This window comes from Streptomyces sp. G5(2025) (assembly GCF_049542075.1).
Classification (GTDB): Bacteria; Actinomycetota; Actinomycetes; order Streptomycetales; family Streptomycetaceae; genus Streptomyces.
In genome coordinates, this window is record NZ_JBMUZT010000006.1 from 4,338,558 (window position 1) to 4,356,046 (window position 17,489).

Here is a 17,489-nt window from a genome sequence, read left to right on the forward strand (position 1 = left end):
TGCTGGAGCTGCTCGCGCTCCTTACGGGCGGCACCCTCTTTCGAGTGCGCGCGCCCGTACCTCGCCGACGCCCGGAACCTTGACCTGCTGGCCGTTGGGCCGGATGAGGTACGCGTCGCGGTTGCTGTACCGCCCGGTCTGTACATACCGGACCCTCGTGAAGTCGGCGGCCGTATGGATGCCGGCGGCGATCAGGGCCGTGACCGTCCCGCTGCTGATGTTCGAGAGCTTCTTGGCCTCCTGGATGGAAGCGCGGCGGAGCTTGTTCTGGACGTGTGTGGTGATCGCTGAGGTCAGCGCCGCATCCAGTCGCTTCTGCTCCTTGGCGGCCAGTCCGCTCAGTGCGGCCCTCAGCCTCGCGCTTTCCTTGTTGAGGGCGATGGTGATCCGAGATTGAGCGTTACTCAGCTCGGTTTGGAGGTCCTTGATCTGCTGGTTGATCTGTATGTCTCGGCTTGCGCCGGCCAGGTCCAGGGCCTCGATCTCCTGGCGTATCTTCTGCCCTTCCGCCACCGGGGCCGCCAAGGATTCCGCCTGCTGCTGGAGCGCCCGCAAGCGGGCCTTGGATGCCTGGGGCCCGGGGTGGGAGCGCCGAGTGGCCTGGAGGGCCACGCCAGATGCCAGCAAAGTTCCCACCTGGGCAACGGCCGTGTAGCCGCTCGGCAGCACGCTGAGCGCAGTCAGTGCGCCTGGAGCAGCTGACCCGGCCAGGGTGAAGATCGCGGAGAGAAGGTCCGCCGGACGCCGGCGAGTAAACCCGCTGGCCGTGGTGGGGCCGGAACTCCCGTTGGTTCCCACAGAAGCGTTGTGAGGCGGTGGAATGTGACCCGCGAGCCAGGCGGGGGCGCCACCTGCCTGAGCCGCGGCAGAGGTCGGACGCTGGGCCGGGATCGGGGCGGGGGGCGGGGCCGGGACCGCCGCCACGGTCGCGGCCGGGATTGGAGGGGATCAGCCGCCGCCTCCTGTCTCTCCCAGGCGGAGAGACGACCAGCCTCTGTCGTCGCCTGCCGGACGGCCGAAGCACACACGTCGGCTGTTCCGTGTTCCGACGTGCGACGTCCGACGTCCGACGGCCGAGATGGCAGCCCCCGCGTGGATGCACGAGCAGATCACGGCGGAGCAGTACGACTCCTGGTCCGAGGAGCAGTGCGCGGGGATCGAGATCGTGGACGGGATGGTCGTTGTGCGTCCCAGTGCGTCCAAGCGCCACAACAGGCTCGCTCGGATCCTGGCGAACGCCTTGGAGGCGGCTGCGGGGCCTGACTGGAACGCCGATACCGACTTTGACGTCCGTCTCCAGGATGTCCCGCTCACGAACCGGCGTCCGGATGTCGTTGTCTACCGCGCGGACACGATCGACATCACGCCCACCCGTCCTGAGCACGTGCTGCTGGTCGTGGAGGTTGTTTCACCGGGGTCGGAGACCACCGACGGGATCGTGAAAACGGACCAGTACGCGAAGTCCGGTATCGCCTTCTATTGGAGCGTCGAGCAGGCCGCGACCGGCGTCCCTCTCGTGTACACCTACCTCCTCGACCCTGCTACCGGGGTCTACCGGGACGGGGAAGTTTTCACCGGTGTCATCAAGGTGTCGGCGCCCTTCGCGGTTGAGGTCGACCTCGCGTGCCTCTGATCCGCGGATCCGGGACCGTAGCCGCCTGTGCCTTCCGCTCGCCGTGAGCGTCACCTGGACCACTGCTGGGAGGCCTTGCCCGACTGGCAGGTGGTGGCGGATACTCCGCCGCCGTAGGACAGGTCCAGGCAGCCGCCGTTCGAGGTGCTTTTCAGGGTGCCGTTCGCGCCCCAGCGCCAGAGGCGGGCTGAGCCCTGGGTGCAGTCGCCGACGAAGACCGCCTGGCCGAGCATGTTGGCGACCAGGCAGGAGCCCGACTGTTTGTTGACCACCTTGAAGCTGTTGTTCTCCGCGCTCACCGTCTTCCACGTGGCGCTGGGGTCGCCGCAGGCGCCGTCGTCCGCGGCGCCGTAGACCTGGGTCAGGCAGGCGTCGTTGTCGGCGTTCTTCAGGCGGAAGGGGCCTGAGGTGGGGGTGGTCGGCGTGTCGCCGTTGTCACCGTCGTTGTCGCTGCCGCCGGTGTCGGTGTTGGGGGAGTCGGTGTCGGTGTCGGTGTCAGGGTTCGAGTCCGGGGGGTTTCCCTTGTCGTCGTTCTCGGGCGGGCTCTTTGTGTCCCGGGTCGAGTCGTCGGCCGGTGCGTCGTCGCCTCCCGCCTTGTCGTTCGACGGGCTGGACTTGTCTTTCCTGTCTTTCCGTTCTCCGTTCTTTTTCTGTTTTTCCGTGGGGCTCTTCGAGGCCTTCTCGTCGTTCGGCGGAGCCGTTGCCGTCGTGGAGGGTGTCGAGCCCGCTGCGCGGTCCGGGGAGCTGACGTACGGGAGGTTCTGGATGGCCAGGGTCGTGCCGGTGGCGATTACTACGGGGACCACGGCCATCAGGATGCGGTTGCGGCGGCGGCGTCGCTCGGGGCGGGCCGGGGCGGCGGAGGTGTCCGGGGTGGTTTCTTCGGGGGGCCGCTCCGTCGGCTCCGGTGGGGTTTTCGCCGCGAAGGCCGCGCGGCCCGCCAAGCGGTCGGTGACCGGGCCGGCCAGCAGGGCGGGACGGTGGGGCCGATCTGTGCGGCCAGGTCGAGCAGTTCCGCTGCCGTCGGGCGGCCCTCGGGGTCCTTGTCCAGGCAGGTGTCGACGATCCCGGCCAGGCGCGGGTCCAGCTCGCGCAGCGGGCCCAGGTCAGGGGCGTCGTGCACGATGCGGTACAGCGGGCTGCCCTCCGCGCCGTCCTTGAACGGCCAGCGGCCGCACGCCGCGTACGCGATCAGCAGGCCCAGCGTGAAGATGTCGGAGGCGCTGGTCAACCGCCGCTTTCCCGAAGCCTGTTCGGGCGACATGTACGCCGGCGTGCCGACGATCAGGCCGGTCTGGGTCAGCTGGCTCTGCTCGGCGGCGCGGGCGATGCCGAAGTCGATGAGGGTGACGCCGTCGAGGGTCAGCATGACGTTCGACGGCTTGAGGTCCCGGTGCACCATGTCGAGGGCGTGGACCGGCCGCAGGCCCGCGGCCACCTCCCGCAGGAGCCGCCACAGGGCGTCGGCCGGTAACGGCCCCCCGTGCGGTTCGACGGCCTCCGCCAGGGTGATCCCGGGTACGTACGCGGTGGCGAACCACGGCGGTTCGGCGGTGCGGTCGCTCGCGAGGAGCGGGGCGGTGGCCTCGGCCGGCAGCCGTGCGAGGTTGTCCATCTCCTGTCCGAAGCGGCGCAGGAACCCCTCGTCCTCGGCGACGACCGACGCCAGCATCTGCTTGACGGCGGCATACCGCCCGTCGACGACGCCGAGGTACACCCGTCCCATGCCGCCGACCCCGAGCCGCCCCACGAGCGGAATCGAACCGATCCGCCGTGGATCCCGCTCGCGCAACGGCTCCGCGCCGCTGCCCGTGAGGTCGAAACCGCCCTGCCCGCCTGCCGCGTCCACCGTCTCCCCGTTCACCGGCCGTCGGCCGGACCCGTGCCGCTACCGTGCGCACCCCCGTCCGCACGGACGGACACCGGCCCGGGCCGACCGGTGACCAGTGTGGACCATCGATCCTCCTGGTTGGAAGATCTTTCTAGAAAAGTGTTCCACTTCCGGTCGAGCGGAGGCACTCGGTCCGCCCTCACGGGCCCGGGGTCTACGCTGATGGGCACCATGAGCCCCAAGCAACAACGTGGCGCGGAAACCGCCGAACGCCTGCTGGACGCCGCCCTTCAGGTGTACGCCGACCACGGGGAGCAGGGCGTCACCGTCAGCGCTCTCACCAAGGCCAGCGGGGTCAGTCTCGGCAGTCTCTACCACCACTTCGGCAGCGTCGACGGTCTGATGAACGCCCTGCTGCTGCGCTGGCTCGAACGTCTCCTCGGCGAACTGGCCGCAGGCGTCGCGCGTTCCCGCACGGCGCTGGGCGGTGTCCGGGCGCTCGTACGGACCTACCTGGCGTTCGTCCAGGAGCATCCGGACGCCTCCCTGCTTCTGCACTCCTCCTATGCCGACCGGGTGGGCATGGCCCACGCCAAGCAGCTCCGCGACGCCCAGGAGGCCAGGCTGTCGCCGCTGTCCGACTGGGTGCGCCTGGCACGTGGAGTCGGGGGAGATCGCCCCACTGGACGTACCCATGGTCGAGGCGCTCGTCATGGGGCCGATCGTCGCGACCGCGCGCCGCTGGCTCTCCGGTGTGGACGACGTCGACCTCGCTCGGGCCGCGCGTGTCCTGCCGGAGCGGATCTGGCGGTCGCTCACGCCTTGAGCCGGACGCGGGAGGCGTGAGCGGTGCGGTTGGTTCGGTTGGTTTGCATGAGACGCGTCTCGGTCGGGGACCTCTTCAGCCATGGTCGAAAAGATCGAAAAGGATGAGCAGGCCGAGCGGATCGAAACCGCTGACGCCGTCGCCGCGCGGCATGGGCTGCGGCCCCTGCCGGTCGAGGGCGGACTGTTCCGCCAGATCTGGGCGGGGCCGCCCGACGCCGGGGGCCGCCCCGCCGGCACATCGATCCTCGTGCTCCTGACCGCCGCCCCCGGGGACTTCTCCGCCCTGCACCGCCTGCCCACCGACGAGGTCTGGCACTTCTACGAGGGCGACCCCCTGGAACTGCTGCTCCTGACACCCGATGGCACGGACCGCCTCGCCGCGCTCGGGCGGGCCGGGTGCGTACAGCTCGTCGTCCCTGCGGGGACCTGGATGGGGGCGCGGGTGGCGCCCGACCCGGGCGACGGCCGGCGGCGGTGCGGGTGGTCGCTGTTCGGGACGACGATGGCGCCGGGATTCCTGCCCCAGGATTACGAAGGCGGGGACCCGGACGAGCTGGCCGCGCGGTATCCGGGGCGGGCGCGGCTCATCCGGCAGCTGTGCCGGCCGGGGGAGCCGGTGCGGATGGGGCAGGAAGGGGCGGAGGGAGCCTTCGATGCGTGACGAGATGGGGCGTGGCGAGGCGGGGCGTGACGGGATGGGGCGTGGCGAGGCGGGGCGTGACGAGGCGGGGCGTGCCGGGATGGGGCTTGGCGAGGCGGGGCGTGGCGAGGCGGGGCGTGACGGGATGGGGCTTGGCGAGGCGGGGCGTGGTGAGACGGGGCGCGACGAGACGGGGCGCGACGAGACGGGGCGTGGCGACGTGGTGCGTGGTGATGTGGTGCGTGGTGATGTGGTGCGTGGTGGGGCGAGGCGGGGCGACGTGGTTCCTGGCGGGGCGGTTCGTGGTGGGGCGGATCGGGACGACGCAGTGCGTCGTGGGGCGGGGCGTGACGACGTGGGGGATGGGGAGGCGGTGCGGGGCGAGGTGGTGCGGGACGACGCGGGGGGTGGCGACGAGGTGCGGGGCGGCGTGATGTCTGGTGACGTGGGGTGGGATCGGAGTCTGCTGGGGCTGGATGGGCGGGTCGCTCTTGTCACTGGGGCCAGCGGCGGTGTCGGCGCCGGGATTGCCCGGCGGTTCGCGCAGGCCGGGGCCGCGGTCGTGGTGCACTTCCGTCGGGGCGAGGCGCGGGCCCGGGAACTGGTCGAGCGGATCGAGGCAGCGGGCGGCGACGCGGTCGCCCTGTCGGCGGACCTGACCCGGGAGGAGGAGTGCCACCGCCTCGTCGAGGCCGCGTACGCCTGGCGGGGCCGGCTGGACGCGCTGGTCAACAACGCCGGGATCCAGCCCTTGCGGGACCTCGCGGACATGACGGCCGCGGAGTGGCGCCGGCTCTCCGAGGCCAACGTGACCAGCGCCTTCTGCTGCACCCAGGCCGCCGCGGACCTGATGGCCCGGCAGGACGGCGGCGGCACGATCACACACATCGCGTCCATCGAGGGCTCGCAGCCCGCCCCCGGCCACGCGCACTACAGCGCGTCCAAGGCTGCCCTGATCATGTTCGCCCGCTCGGCGGCCCTGGAGTACGGGCCGCGCGGCATCCGCGTCAACAGCGTCTCGCCCGGCCTCATCGACCGGCCGGGTCTCGCCGAGGAGTGGCCGCAGGGCGTGGAGCGGTGGGGCCGGGCGGCTCCGCTCGGGCGGCTCGGGCGGCCCGAGGACATCGGCAACGCCTGCGTGTTCCTCGCCTCGGACGCAGCGTCCTGGATCACGGGTACGGATCTGGTGGTGGACGGCGGGGTCGGCGCGCACCCCACCTGGTAGCCAGACCCCGCAACGGCCCTCCCCCCCCGCAACGGCCCTGCTTCCCCCAACGGCCCTGGCCCCCCCGCCACTGCCCGGGACGTCAGCGGTCCAGGTACGCCAGGACCGCCAGCACCCGGCGGTTGTCCGTGTCCGAAGGCGGCAGCCCGAGCTTCGGGAAGATGTTGCCGATGTGCTTGGCGACGGCCTTCTCCGAGATGAACAGCGCCTCCGCGATGCCCGCGTTGGAGCGGCCCTGCGCCAGGCACTCCAGGACCTCCCGCTCGCGCGCCGTGAGCGTCGCCATGGCGGTGTCCCGGGCCTTGCGGACCAGGAGCTGGGAGACCACCTCGGGGTCCATGGCCGTGCCGCCCGCGGCGACCCGTTCGATCGTCGCGATGAACTGGGCCCCGTTGGAGACCCGGTCCTTCAGCGCGTAGCCGACCCCCTCCGAGCCGGTGGCCAGCAGCTCGTGGGCGTAGAGCGGCTCCACGTACTGGGAGAGCAGCAGGACCGGCAGGCCGGGCTGCCGGCCGCGGGCCTCGACGGCGGCGCGCAAACCCTCGTCGCTGAAGCCGGGCGGGAGCCGGACGTCGACGATCGCGATGTCCGGCCGCAGGTCCGTGAGGGCGGTGAGCAGTTCGGGGCCGTTGTCGACGGCCGCCGCGACCTCGTGTCCGAAGGCGGTCAGGAGGCGGGCGAGACCGTCCCTCAGGAGGAAGTGGTCTTCGGCGAGGACAACGCGCACGGCACCTCCATCGTCACCATCGTCGGGCCGCCGGGCGGGCTGCTCACGGCGAGGACGCCGTCGAAGGTCGCCAGGCGCTGCTCGATGCCGCGCAGCCCTGAGCCGCGTGCCGGGTCGGCGCCGCCGCGGCCGTCGTCCGTGACGGTGACGCGCAGCGTACCGTCGCCGCTTCCGGGGGCGCCGTTCTCGTACCGGATGTCGATCCAGGCCCGCTCGGCCTCCGCGTGCTTGACGGCGTTCGCCATGGCCTCCGAGACCGCGAAGTACGCGGCGGACTCCACCGGCGGCTCGGGCCGCGCGGGCAGATCGGTGGTGATCTCGGTCCTGAGCGGGCTGATCAGCGCCAACGACCGTACGGCGTCGGCGAGTCCGCGGTCGGCGAGGATCGGCGGATGGATGCCGCGGACCAGGTCGCGCAGTTCCTGGAGGGCCTTCGCGGAGTTCTCGCGGGCCTCGGCGAGCAGGGCGCGGACGGCGTCGGGGTTCGACTCCAGAAGGTGTTCGGCGGCGTCGAGCGTCATGCCCATCGCCACCAGCCGGACCTGCGCGCCGTCGTGCAGGTCGCGTTCGATGCGCCGGATCTCCGCCGTCTGCGTGTCGACGGCGGCGGATCGGGTCGTGGTGAGGTGATCGATGCGGTCGGCCATCTCGGCCATCTCCGCGCGCAGTTCGCTCTCGCTCGGGGCGAGCATCGCCCGCAGGTAGCGCTCGTGGAGCCGGACGGCGTTCGGCGCGGCCCAGAAGTACGCGAGCGGGAACTGGAGGGCGCCGAGAAGCCCGGCGAGGGCGGCCGTCAGCCCGTCCTGGACCGGTACGAACAGGTACCAGACGCTGCCCCACTCCTCGGAGAGCCGCACCCCGAACACCGCCGTGACCAGGCCCCATACGCCGCTGAGAAGCAGGGCCAGGGGCGCGAAGGCGATCATCCCGCCGACGTACGGATCGAGCCCCGCCCAGCGCCAGTCCCGCCAGACCTGCCCCTCCTTGCCCGCCAACTGGGCGCGCAGGGCCAGGCCTCGGCCCGCCACGGGCAGTTCGCGGTACGGGGCGGGGAACTCCCGGCCCGTCCACTCCTCGGCCAGGCGGCGCTGCCGTTCGGCCAGCTTCCGTACGCTCCTCATGGGTCCCGGCAGCAGCCTGCCGTTGGGGCCGCCCGCGACGAAGACGTGGGCGTGGGCCATCCAGAGGGAGAGCCCGAACGCCCGCAGGGACAGGGCCCACAGGAGCAGGGAGCGGGTGAAGGCGTCGCGGTTGCCGTGCGGACTGCTTCGAGCGGTCCGCCGCCCTGTGGTCGTGGTGGTCACGATTGCCCCCTAGGTCTCTGAACTGCGGGTTTGTTGTGGTCCGCAGGTTCATTATGGGGCGGCGACGGGCCGGGAGTCGGTGGAGAAAACTCCCCTATTCCGGGGGCGCGGACGCCGACGTGGGCGCGGGTGACGGGAGGCGGTCCAGCCAGGTGCGGACCGCGGCGTTGAACTCGGCGGGGCGTTCCAGGTTCGGCAGGTGCGCGGCCCCCTCGACGACACACAGCGCGGAGTCGGGGAGCGCGGCGTGCAGGGCCTCGGCGTCGGAGACCGGCGTGTACGTGTCGTCGCGGCCCACGACGACGAGGCACGGCACGGCGACGCGCGTCAACATCTGTCGGTAGTCGGGGCGTTCGGCACGGCCGCGCAGCGCGGCGGCGGCTCCCTCGGGCGGGGCGGCCAGCATCATGCGGTGGACGTACGCGGACGCCTCCGTGTTGTACGGGGCCACCATCTTGTCCCGCACCTCGTCCGCGTACCCCTTCATGCCCTCGGCGAGGAGCCGGTCCGCCTGGGCGTTGCGGGTGGCCTTGCCCTCCGGGGTCTCGGCCGCGGGGAAGGTGTCGGCGAGGAGGAGGCCCGTGAGGCGTTCCGGGAACAGGCGGTGGCACTCCATGACGAGCTGTCCGCCCATCGAGAGGCCGCCGAGCGCGAACTCCCGTACGCCCAGGTGGTCCAGGAGCGCGGTGACGTCCTCGGCGAAGGTGGCGAAGTCCGTGGTGCCGGGGACGACGGTCGAGTCGCCGTAGCCGCGCAGGTCCGGGGTGACGACGCGGTGCGTCCCGGCGAACGCCTCGCGCTGCGGCGCCCACATGGAGCGGTCGAAGGGGTGACCGTGGAGGAGGACGAGGGCGGGGCGGGGCGGGGCCGAGGGGCTGACCCCGCCGTCGCCTGTGTCGTCGTAACCGATGGTGACGCCGTTGAGCTGTGCGGTTGCCATGAGGGGAGGCTAGGCCGCGGCAACTGCGCGGTGCAATAAGATCTTTGCTCTCGGTGCAATGTCGGCCCGGCCGGCGGGAGGCAGCCGGTCGGAGCGGAAGCGGGTGGTGGGACGTGCGGAGGCGGAGAGACTTCCGCGAGCTGGCCGATGAGGTGGCCCGGGAGATCGAGGCGGGAGCGCTGCGGGGCGGTGAGCGGCTGCCGACGCAGCGGGCCTTCGCGCGGCGGCGGGGGATCGCCGTCTCCACGGCGATCCGGGTGTACGGGGAGCTGGCGCGGCGGGGCCTGGTCGTCGGCGAGGTGGGGCGCGGCACCTTCGTCAGGGCCGCGGCGCCGCATCCCGGCGGGGCGGCGTTGACGGAGGGGCCGCCACGGCCGCCGGGCTCGCAGCCGCCGGGCTTGCGGTCGCCGGACGTGCGGTCGCCGGACGTGCGGTCACCGGGCTTGCGGTCGCCGGACGTGCGGTCGGACGTGCGGTCACCCGGCTTGCCGTCACCGGACGTGCGGTCGCCGGACGTGCGGTCGGACGTGCGGTCACCCGGCTTGCCGTCACCGGACGTGCGGTCACCGGGTTCCGGGCCGGGCCCGGCCATGGTCAACCTCGAACTCAACTACCCCCTGGTGGAAGGTCAGTCGGCGCTCATGGCCCGCGCCCTGGGACCCCTGGCCCGGGCCGATGTGCTCCTGGAGGCCACCCGGCCCGCCGCGCCGGACGGCACCGCCGCCGCGCGCGAGGCCGCCGCCACGGTGCTCGCGCGCAGCGGGTGGCGCCCGGACGCGGGGCGGCTGCTCTTCGCCGGGAACGGCCGGCAGGCCATCGCCGCCGCCCTCTCCTCGCTCGTCCGCCCCGGGGGCCGCGTGGGCGTCGAGGAAGTCACGTATCCCCTGGTGAGAGCCATCGCCGAGCAGCTCGGCGTGCGGCTCGTGCCCATCGCCGTCGACGAGCAGGGCATGCTGCCGGACGCGCTCGCCGCCGCCCACCGCACCGCCTCCCTCGCCGCCGTCTACGTACAACCGACGTTGCAGAATCCGCTGTCGGTCACGGCGGGAGCGGAGCGGCGCGCGCGACTGGCCGCTGTCATACGGGATCTGGGGTGCCGCGTCGTCGAGGACGGTACGTGGGGCTTCCTGGCGGAGGACGCGCCCGCGCCGCTCGCCGCGCTGCTGCCCGAGCGCGTGATCTTCGTCGACAGCCTGTCCAAGCGGGTCGCCCCCGGCCTCACCCTCGGCATGCTCGCCGCCCCGGCCGACCACCTGGACGCCCTCGCGCGCAGCCTGCGGTCCGGTGGCTGGGCCGCGGGGGCCTTCGCCCTGGAGGCCGCCGTGCGGTGGGTCGGCGACGGAACCGTGGAGACGCTGGTCGCCGCCAAGCGTGCCGACGTGGAGGTGCGGCACGGGATCGTGCGGGAGCGGTTGATCGGGCCGGGGCCGGGGCCGGGGCCGGGTGCGGGTGCGGGTGCGGGGCCAGGGGCAGGGGCAGGGGTGAAGGGGAGGTTCCGTATCGACCCGCGCTCGTATTACTGCTGGTGGGAGCTGCCGCCGCCGTGGCGTGCCGAGACGTTCGTCGCGGCGGCGGCCGCGCGCGGTATCGCCGTGACGCCGGGGCCGGCCTTCGCCGCCGACGGGCAGCGCGCGGGTCAGGCGGTACGGATCGGGCTTGCCTCTCCGCCGACGGAGGTCCTTGCGTGGGCGCTGGACACGCTCGTGGACATCGCGGTGGGGGAGGCCGGTTAGGCGCCGAGCGCGAGGGCGGTGCAGGCGAGGCCGGTGGGGCCGGTGCGGCCGGTGGAGCCGGTGGGGCCGGTGAAAGGGAAGGCGTGGGCGTGGGTCACTTATCAGGATCCTGTAAGGATCTTGTCCGACCGCCAGCCGGATCCGGTTTCCTCGCCTGAACACGCCGGAGCGTGCCTATCCTCAACGCCATGTGCGCATCTGTCCTGGTCGCGGAGGACGACGAGAAACAGGCCGAGCTGGTCCGCCGCTATCTGGAGCGCGAGGGCCACGCGGTCGCCGTCGTCCACGACGGGTCCGCCGCCCTCCGCGAGGTGCGGCGCAGGCCCCCGGATCTGCTGATCCTCGACGTGATGATGCCGGGGGCCGACGGCCTGGAGGTCACGCGTCTGCTGCGGGACGGGGACGGGCCGCCGGAGCTCGTCCGGCTGCCGATCCTGATGCTGACGGCGCGCTCCACCGAGGACGACCTCCTCGCGGGTCTCGACCTGGGCGCCGACGACTACCTCACCAAGCCGTACAGCCCCCGCGAACTCATGGCCCGCGTACGGACGCTGCTGCGGCGCGCAGCCGGCGTCCACGCGCCGCTGCCGGACGCCGGGCGGCGGGTGCTGCGCGTGGGCGGGCTCGTCGTCGATCCGGTACGGCACGAGGTGACGGTCGACGGGCGGCAGGTCGACTGCACGCCGGGCGAGTTCGACCTGCTCACGGTGTTCGCCGAGGAGCCGGACCGGGTCTTCACCCGGCCGCAGCTCCTGGACCGTATCCATGGCTCGTCCGGCTACATATCGGTGCGGACGGTCGACGTGCACGTGCTCAACCTGCGCAAGAAGATCGAGACGGATCCGCGGCGGCCGGGGCGTCTGGTGACGGTCTTCGGGGTGGGGTACAAACTCTCGGCCGGTGCGGAGGCTCCGGCTTCGGCCGGGGCTTCGGCCGGGGCCGCGGCCGGCACGGCGGCGCCCCGTGGCGCGTGACGTTCCGCTCCGCAAGAGCCTGCTGGCCCGCCTCCTCGTCGTATCCGTCCTCGTCTCCATGGGCTCGATCGCCGCGACCGCCTGGCTCGCCGCGCAGACCACGTCCGGCGCGCTGCGGCAGGAGCAGGGGCAGGTGCTCGCCGACGACGCCCGTGTCTACGACCGGCTTCTCGGCGTCGGCGCCACCGCCCCCGCCTGGCGGGGCGCCGACGAGGCCGTCCGTGAACTGTCCCGGAGCACCGGCCGCCGTATCGCCCTCACCACGCAGGACCGCAAGGTCATCACGGACTCCGCGGCCCCCTCCACGCACACCCCGCTGCCCCCGACCGCCTCCGCCGTCCTCGACCCGCTCGCCGTGGACACGACGCTGTCCGCGGGCCGGGGCGACGAGGACGCCAGAGCCGACCGCATCGACCCGCGCGTGGTCGGCCCGTACCGCCTCGACCGGCGCGAACGCAAGCGGCTGCGGGCGGCCGCCGACAGCGGCGCGGCCTGCCTGGCGAAGTGGGGCATCACCGCCGAGACCGTCGTCGGACCCGGCGGACGGCCCTCCCTCCGTATCGGGAGCGACCCCGGCGACATCTACGGAATCCACTGCCGGACGCCCGTGCTCGACGTACCGACCGAGACCGAGGTCAAGGCCCTCAAGAAGCTCAACTCCCTCGCCGACGCGTGCATGAAGCGGCGCGGCCTCGTCCCGGTCCGGGTCAGCATCGACCTGACCGGACGCTCCGGCCCGAAGTCGATCGGCGCGGTTCCGGCCGCCATTCCCTACGACCCTCCTGAGACCCGTGGCGACGAGAGTGGTGGCGACGAGAGCGGGGGCGACGAGAGTGGTGGCGACGAGAGCAGGGGCGACGAGACCCGTGGTGACGAGAGGGGCGGCGGCGAGAGGGGCGGTGCCGCCGCAGTCCCCGGGCAGCCCGCGGAGCCCGGCGCCGCCGTCCTGGAGGCCGCCGCCGCCTCCTGCGTCGACAGCGCCCGCCGCGAACAGCTCGCCCCCTACGTCTCCTCGCCCGCCCTGCTCTTCATCACCAGCCCCGACGGCTCACGCAGCACGCCCGGCTTCAGCCTCTCCGGGGCCAACACCGCCCGCCTCGCGGGGCTCGCCGCGGCCGTCCTCGCCGTCACGGTCGCCGTCACCGCGCTCGCCGCGACCAGGCTGACCCGGCCGTTGCGGGCGCTGACCGCCGCGACCCGGCGCATGAAGACGGGCGAGGCGAGCGAACCGGTGCCCGCGAAGGTCACGCGCTCGGCCGGCGAGATCAGGCAACTGGCCGCCGCCTTCAACGACATGGCCGCCCACCGCAAGGCCCTGGAGGAACAGCGCAAGGCCATGGTGAGCGATGTCGCGCACGAGCTGCGCACCCCGCTCTCCAACATCCGCGGCTGGCTGGAGGCGGCCGAGGACGGCGTCGTCGAAACCGACCCTGCGCTGGTCACCTCCCTCCTCGAAGAGGCCCTGCTGCTCCAGCACATCGTCGACGACCTCCAGGACCTCGCGGCCGCCGACGCCGGCACGCTGCGCCTGCACCGCGAACCGGTACGCGCCGCCGAGATCGCCGAGCAGGTGGCGGCGGCGCACCAGGCGCGGGCGGACGCCGCCGGGGTCAAGCTCAGGGCGACGGCGCTCGGCGACCCCTGGGTGACGGCCGACCCGCTGCGGCTGCGCCAGGCGATCGGCAACCTCGTCTCCAACGCGATCCGCCACACCCCGGAGGGCGGCAGCGTACGGATCACCTGCCGCAGCACGGCCGACGCGGTGCTGATCGAGGTCGCCGACACCGGTACGGGCATCACGGCCGCCCAACTGCCCTACGTCTTCGACCGCTTCTGGCGCGCGGACAAGTCGCGTACGAGGGCCACGGGCGGCAGCGGCCTCGGCCTGTCCATCGTGCGCAAGCTGGCGGAGGCGCACGAGGGCACGGTCACGGCGGAGAGCGTGGTGGGGAAGGGATCGCTGTTCACGGTGCGGCTGCCGGGAGCCTGAGGTGCCCCAAGGGCCGCGGGCAGGACAAGAGCCCCGGTCGATCACCTCTGCCGACCGGGGCTCTCTCTCTGCCCCCGGACCCGGCGCGGCGGCGACACTCCCCCGAGCTACGCGCTGTGCGCGAGTACCGGCGGGCCAGGTCCGATGTAGTGATCACATCAGGCCCCGCCAACAGATCGCTAACATGTGGCCAACGGTCGGCTGATAAGCGACGGGCGGCCCGGGGAGACAGCGTGAGTGAACGGGAGGAGCCGCGGTCCGGCCTGCGGTTCGGGCTGCTCGGCGCGCCCGCCGTGTACGACGCCACGGGCGAGCCGCGCCCTGTGCGCAGCGCCAAGGGGCGCGCCCTGCTGGCCGCGCTCCTCCTGGAACCGGACAGGGTCGTCTCGCTCGGCGCCCTCAAGGACGCGCTGTGGGGCGGCGCCCCGCCCGCCTCGGCGCAGGCCTCCCTCCAGAACCACGTGACGCGGCTGCGCCGCCTCCTCGACGACCCGGAGCGGCTGCTCGCGGTGGTGCCCGGCTACCGGCTGCGCGTCGACGACGGCGAGCTGGACGTCCGCGTCTTCGAACGCCGGGTGGCGCGGGCGCGGGCCGCGCGCGCCGAGCGGGACTGGGCGCGGGTCGTCACGTACGCCTCGGGCGCGCTGGCGCTGTGGCGCGGGAGGCCGTTGAGCGGCCTGCCGGAGCCGCTGGCGGACCACTCCCTCGTACCGCGCCTGGAAGAGGCGCGTCTGCTCACCCTCGAATGGCGGTACGAGGCCGAACTGGCGCGCGGCACCGGCCTCGCCGCACTCGCGGCCCTCGCGCCCGAACTGACCGAACTGGTCGCCGAGCATCCGCTCCGCGAGGCCTTCCACCGCCAGCTGATGCTCGTACTGCACCGCACGGGCCGCCAGGCGGAGGCCCTCGCCGTCCACCGCGAACTGCGCCGCAGGCTGGTGGAGGAGCTGGGCGTGGAGCCCGGAGCGGCGGTGGGGGACGCGCATCAGGAGGTGCTGCGAGGACGACGCGGCGCCGTGACTGCCGGAGGGACCGCCGGAGGGATTGTCACCGGGACTGCCGGAGGGATTGCCACCGGGACTGCCGGAGGGGCGGAAGGGTGTGGCGGCGCAGGCGTGTCCGCAGCCATGGGGGTGCTGGAAGAACAGGCCGGTACGGAGCCGGCGGCACATGCTTGTACGGGGTTGGCAGCGGAGACCCGGACGGGGTCGGCAGCGGAGACCTGTACGGGGTCGGTGGCGGAGGCCTGTACGGAGCCGGAGGCGAAGGCGAAGGCCGGTACGGAGCCGGAAGCGAAGGCCGGTACGGGGTCGGAAGCGAAGGCCGGTATGAGGTCGGCAGCGGAGGCCTGTACGGGGCCGGTTGCGGGGGATCAGTCCGCCAAGAGAGCCGCACCGCCCGCCCAACTCCCGCCGAGCCCCGCCCACTTCACCGGGCGGGAAGCCACCGCCCGGGCCCTGCGCGACGCGCTCGCCGCGGAGCCCCGCGTCGCCGTCGTCTCCGGGATGGCCGGCGTCGGCAAGAGCGCCCTCGCCGTGCACGTGGCGCACGGGTTGCGGGAGGAGTTCCCCGACGGGCAGCTCTACGTCAACCTGCACGGCGCGACGCCGGGCATGACCCCCCTCACCCCCGGCCAGGCCCTCACCTCGCTCCTGCGCGACCTCGGCGCCGAGCCGCGCCGCACCGCGGAGGGCTGCGTGGACCCGGGAGCGACGTCGGCGTCACTGCGTTCCCTGCTCGCGCCGACGCGCACGCTCATGGTCCTGGACGACGCCGCGACCGCCGCGCAGGTACGTCCGCTGCTGCCGGCGGGCCCCGGCTGCGCGGTCATCGTCACCAGCCGGTCGCCGCTGACGACGCTCGACGGCGCGGCACGCTTCCCGCTGGGGCCCCTCTCGGACGGGGACAGCGCCGCGCTCCTGCGGGCGGTGTCGGGGCGCGAAGGACTCGACGCGGGGCACCCCCTGGTCGAACTGGCGGGCCGCCTCCCGCTGGCCCTGCGCATCATCGCCGCCCGCCTCGCCGCGCGCCGCGCCCTCACACCGGACGCCCTCGTCGAACTCCTCACCGTCAGCGGGGGCCGCCTGCACCATCTGGAGTACGACGACCTGAGCGTGCGCCGCTCCCTCTCCGTGGCCCTCGACGCCCTGCGCACGTCGGAACGCCAGGCCGACCGCGACGCCGCCCTCGCCCTCGCCCGGATCGGCGCGCTCGACCTGCCCACGTACGGCGTGCCGCTGCTGGCCCGCCTGTTGGGTGTCGACGAGCTGCGAGCGGGCGCCGCCCTCGACCGCCTGGTCGACGTCGCTCTCCTCGACGAGACGGCGTACGGCCGTTACGCCCCGCACGACCTCGTCCGCGATTTCGCGAGGGAGACGGCAGCCGTCGGCCCCGGCGCGGAGGACGTCGTCGACCAGGCGCTGCTCTGGTACGCCGAGTCGGCCCGCCGCACCTTGCGCGCGATCATGCCGGACGGCCTCGACAAGAAGGACCGCCTGCGCGGCGTGGAGCCCCGGCTCGCCCGCCGCAGGAAGCAGTGCGAGCGGCAGGCGCCCCGGCCGGGCCCCTCCGGACCGCCACCGGGCGATTCAGGCTCCGGCTCCGACCCCGCTCCCCCTCCCCTCTCCTTGGAAGAGGCCTTCGCCTGGGGCGACACCGAACTGGCGAACATCGTCGCCCTCGCGGAGCGGCACAGCGAGGCCTGCGATCTGCTGCCCGTACTGGTGCGCTGCCTCTTTCCGTACCTGCAACGCCGGGGCCGCCTCCTGGAGTTGGCCACGCTCGGCGCGATCGCCCTGGACGCCGCCCGCCGCGAGGGCGACAGCGCCGCCGAGGCGCAGGCCCTCACCGACCTCGCCGGGGTGCACTTCATGTCGGGCCGCAGCGGTGAGGCGCTCGCGCTCAACGACCAGGCCCTCGCGCTCTGGCGCGTTCTCGGCATCGTGTCCTGCGTACGCCGGGGCCTCAACAACCGCGGCCTCCTCCTCGAAGGCCTCGGCCGCCACGACGAGTCCGCCGAGTCCCTGCGGCAGAGCCTCGCGCTCGCCAAGGAACTCGCCGACCCGCTCAGCGAGGCGATCACCCTCAGCCACCTCGGCAACCTCTACGAGCACACGGACGCCCGCGCCGCCATCGACCACCACGAACGCAGCCTCGCCATCGGCGAGGCCATCGGGAACGCCGTCGTCCGTCAGTCCGGCCACTGCAACATCGGCTACGCCCTCCTCACCCTCGGCGAACCGGCCGCCGCCCTCACGCACTTCGAGGAGAGCCTGCGCATCCACGGCGAGTACGAGGACTGGCACGGCGAGTCCCAGTCCCGCCTCGGCCTGGTCCGCGCGCTGCGGGACCTGGCCCGCACCGGGGACGCGACGCGCGAGTGCACCGCCCTCCTCGACCGCGCCGAGCACCGCGGTGACGCCCACATGACGGGTCTGGCCCGCCACCAACGCGGGCTGCTCCTGCGGACGGAGGGGCGCTTCGAGGAGGCGTACGAGCAGTGGCGGGCGGCGCTGCGAGCGCTGGACGGCACGGACAGCAAGGTGGTCGACGAGCTGCGGGCCCTGCTCGGGGAGCCGGAGCCGGAGCCGGAGCCGGAGCCGGAACCGGAACCGAGGCCGGAGCCGGAGCCGGAGCCGGGGACCGGCCCCTAGGACGAGGCGCC

General features: G+C 73.3%; 14 protein-coding genes and 1 pseudogene. 8 read left to right on the plus strand and 7 right to left on the minus strand.

Annotated elements, in window-relative coordinates:
• Nucleotides 1-21 precede the first annotated feature (21 nt).
• Nucleotides 22-798, minus strand: a complete 777-nt coding sequence (locus ACOBQB_RS30505; RefSeq protein ID WP_423596219.1) for a hypothetical protein — start codon at nt 796-798, stop codon at nt 22-24.
• Nucleotides 799-1,078: 280 nt separating this feature from the next.
• Between ACOBQB_RS30505 and ACOBQB_RS30510 the strand changes: the two genes are divergently transcribed.
• On the plus strand, nt 1,079-1,633 hold the full coding sequence (locus tag ACOBQB_RS30510; protein ID WP_423596221.1) for a Uma2 family endonuclease: 555 nt from the start codon (nt 1,079-1,081) through the stop codon (nt 1,631-1,633).
• Nucleotides 1,634-1,683: 50 nt separating this feature from the next.
• Here the strand turns inward: ACOBQB_RS30510 and ACOBQB_RS30515 are convergent, their stop codons facing one another.
• Together ACOBQB_RS30515 and ACOBQB_RS30520 are read right to left on the minus strand one after the other, a co-directional pair.
• Nucleotides 1,684-2,439: an RICIN domain-containing protein gene (locus tag ACOBQB_RS30515; RefSeq protein WP_423596223.1), complete on the minus strand. Its 756-nt coding sequence runs from the start codon at nt 2,437-2,439 to the stop codon at nt 1,684-1,686.
• A 5-nt stretch (nt 2,440-2,444) separates the two neighbouring features.
• A complete protein-coding gene (locus ACOBQB_RS30520) occupies nt 2,445-3,497 on the minus strand; it encodes a serine/threonine-protein kinase (protein ID WP_423596225.1) in 1,053 nt (350 codons plus the stop codon).
• Between the two features lie 198 nt (nt 3,498-3,695).
• Here ACOBQB_RS30520 and ACOBQB_RS30525 point away from each other — a divergent pair.
• Nucleotides 3,696-4,290, plus strand: a pseudogene (locus ACOBQB_RS30525) (TetR/AcrR family transcriptional regulator).
• 81 nt (nt 4,291-4,371) lie between these two features.
• Nucleotides 4,372-4,953 (plus strand): cupin domain-containing protein, encoded by a 582-nt coding sequence (locus ACOBQB_RS30530; RefSeq protein ID WP_423596227.1) that lies wholly within the window; start codon nt 4,372-4,374, stop codon nt 4,951-4,953.
• On the opposite strand, the gene ACOBQB_RS30535 is transcribed toward ACOBQB_RS30530, so the two are convergent.
• On the minus strand, nt 4,877-5,503 hold the full coding sequence (locus ACOBQB_RS30535; protein ID WP_423599022.1) for a hypothetical protein: 627 nt from the start codon (nt 5,501-5,503) through the stop codon (nt 4,877-4,879). The two genes, ACOBQB_RS30530 and ACOBQB_RS30535, sit on opposite strands and share 77 nt — an antisense overlap.
• On the opposite strand from ACOBQB_RS30535, the gene ACOBQB_RS30540 reads away from it, so the two are divergent.
• Entirely contained in the window at nt 5,459-6,157 is a 699-nt protein-coding gene (locus tag ACOBQB_RS30540; protein WP_423598855.1) for an SDR family NAD(P)-dependent oxidoreductase, read from the plus strand. The two genes, ACOBQB_RS30535 and ACOBQB_RS30540, sit on opposite strands and share 45 nt — an antisense overlap.
• Nucleotides 6,158-6,239: 82 nt before the next feature.
• Here the strand turns inward: ACOBQB_RS30540 and ACOBQB_RS30545 are convergent, their stop codons facing one another.
• The 3 genes from ACOBQB_RS30545 to ACOBQB_RS30555 form a co-directional block, all read right to left on the minus strand.
• The gene (locus ACOBQB_RS30545; protein WP_423596229.1) at nt 6,240-6,884 is read right to left on the minus strand and encodes a LuxR C-terminal-related transcriptional regulator; all 645 of its coding nucleotides are present in this window, start codon (nt 6,882-6,884) and stop codon (nt 6,240-6,242) included.
• Nucleotides 6,848-8,188: a histidine kinase gene (locus ACOBQB_RS30550; RefSeq protein WP_423596231.1), complete on the minus strand. Its 1,341-nt coding sequence runs from the start codon at nt 8,186-8,188 to the stop codon at nt 6,848-6,850. Before ACOBQB_RS30550 ends, ACOBQB_RS30545 begins: the two co-directional genes overlap by 37 nt.
• 94 nt (nt 8,189-8,282) lie before the next feature.
• Nucleotides 8,283-9,128 (minus strand): alpha/beta fold hydrolase, encoded by an 846-nt coding sequence (locus ACOBQB_RS30555; RefSeq protein WP_423596233.1) that lies wholly within the window; start codon nt 9,126-9,128, stop codon nt 8,283-8,285.
• A 113-nt stretch (nt 9,129-9,241) separates the two neighbouring features.
• On the opposite strand from ACOBQB_RS30555, the gene ACOBQB_RS30560 reads away from it, so the two are divergent.
• The 4 genes from ACOBQB_RS30560 (at nt 9,242) to ACOBQB_RS30575 (ending at nt 17,478) form a co-directional block, all read left to right on the plus strand.
• Nucleotides 9,242-10,861, plus strand: a complete 1,620-nt coding sequence (locus ACOBQB_RS30560; RefSeq protein ID WP_423596235.1) for a PLP-dependent aminotransferase family protein — start codon at nt 9,242-9,244, stop codon at nt 10,859-10,861.
• A 188-nt stretch (nt 10,862-11,049) separates the two neighbouring features.
• Nucleotides 11,050-11,835, plus strand: coding sequence for a response regulator transcription factor (locus ACOBQB_RS30565; RefSeq protein ID WP_423596237.1), 786 nt, complete (start codon nt 11,050-11,052; stop codon nt 11,833-11,835).
• 58 nt (nt 11,836-11,893) lie between these two features.
• Nucleotides 11,894-13,825: a sensor histidine kinase gene (locus tag ACOBQB_RS30570; protein ID WP_423598857.1), complete on the plus strand. Its 1,932-nt coding sequence runs from the start codon at nt 11,894-11,896 to the stop codon at nt 13,823-13,825.
• A gap of 233 nt (nt 13,826-14,058) precedes the next feature.
• Entirely contained in the window at nt 14,059-17,478 is a 3,420-nt protein-coding gene (locus ACOBQB_RS30575) for a BTAD domain-containing putative transcriptional regulator (RefSeq protein WP_423596239.1), read from the plus strand.
• Nucleotides 17,479-17,489 lie beyond the last annotated feature (11 nt).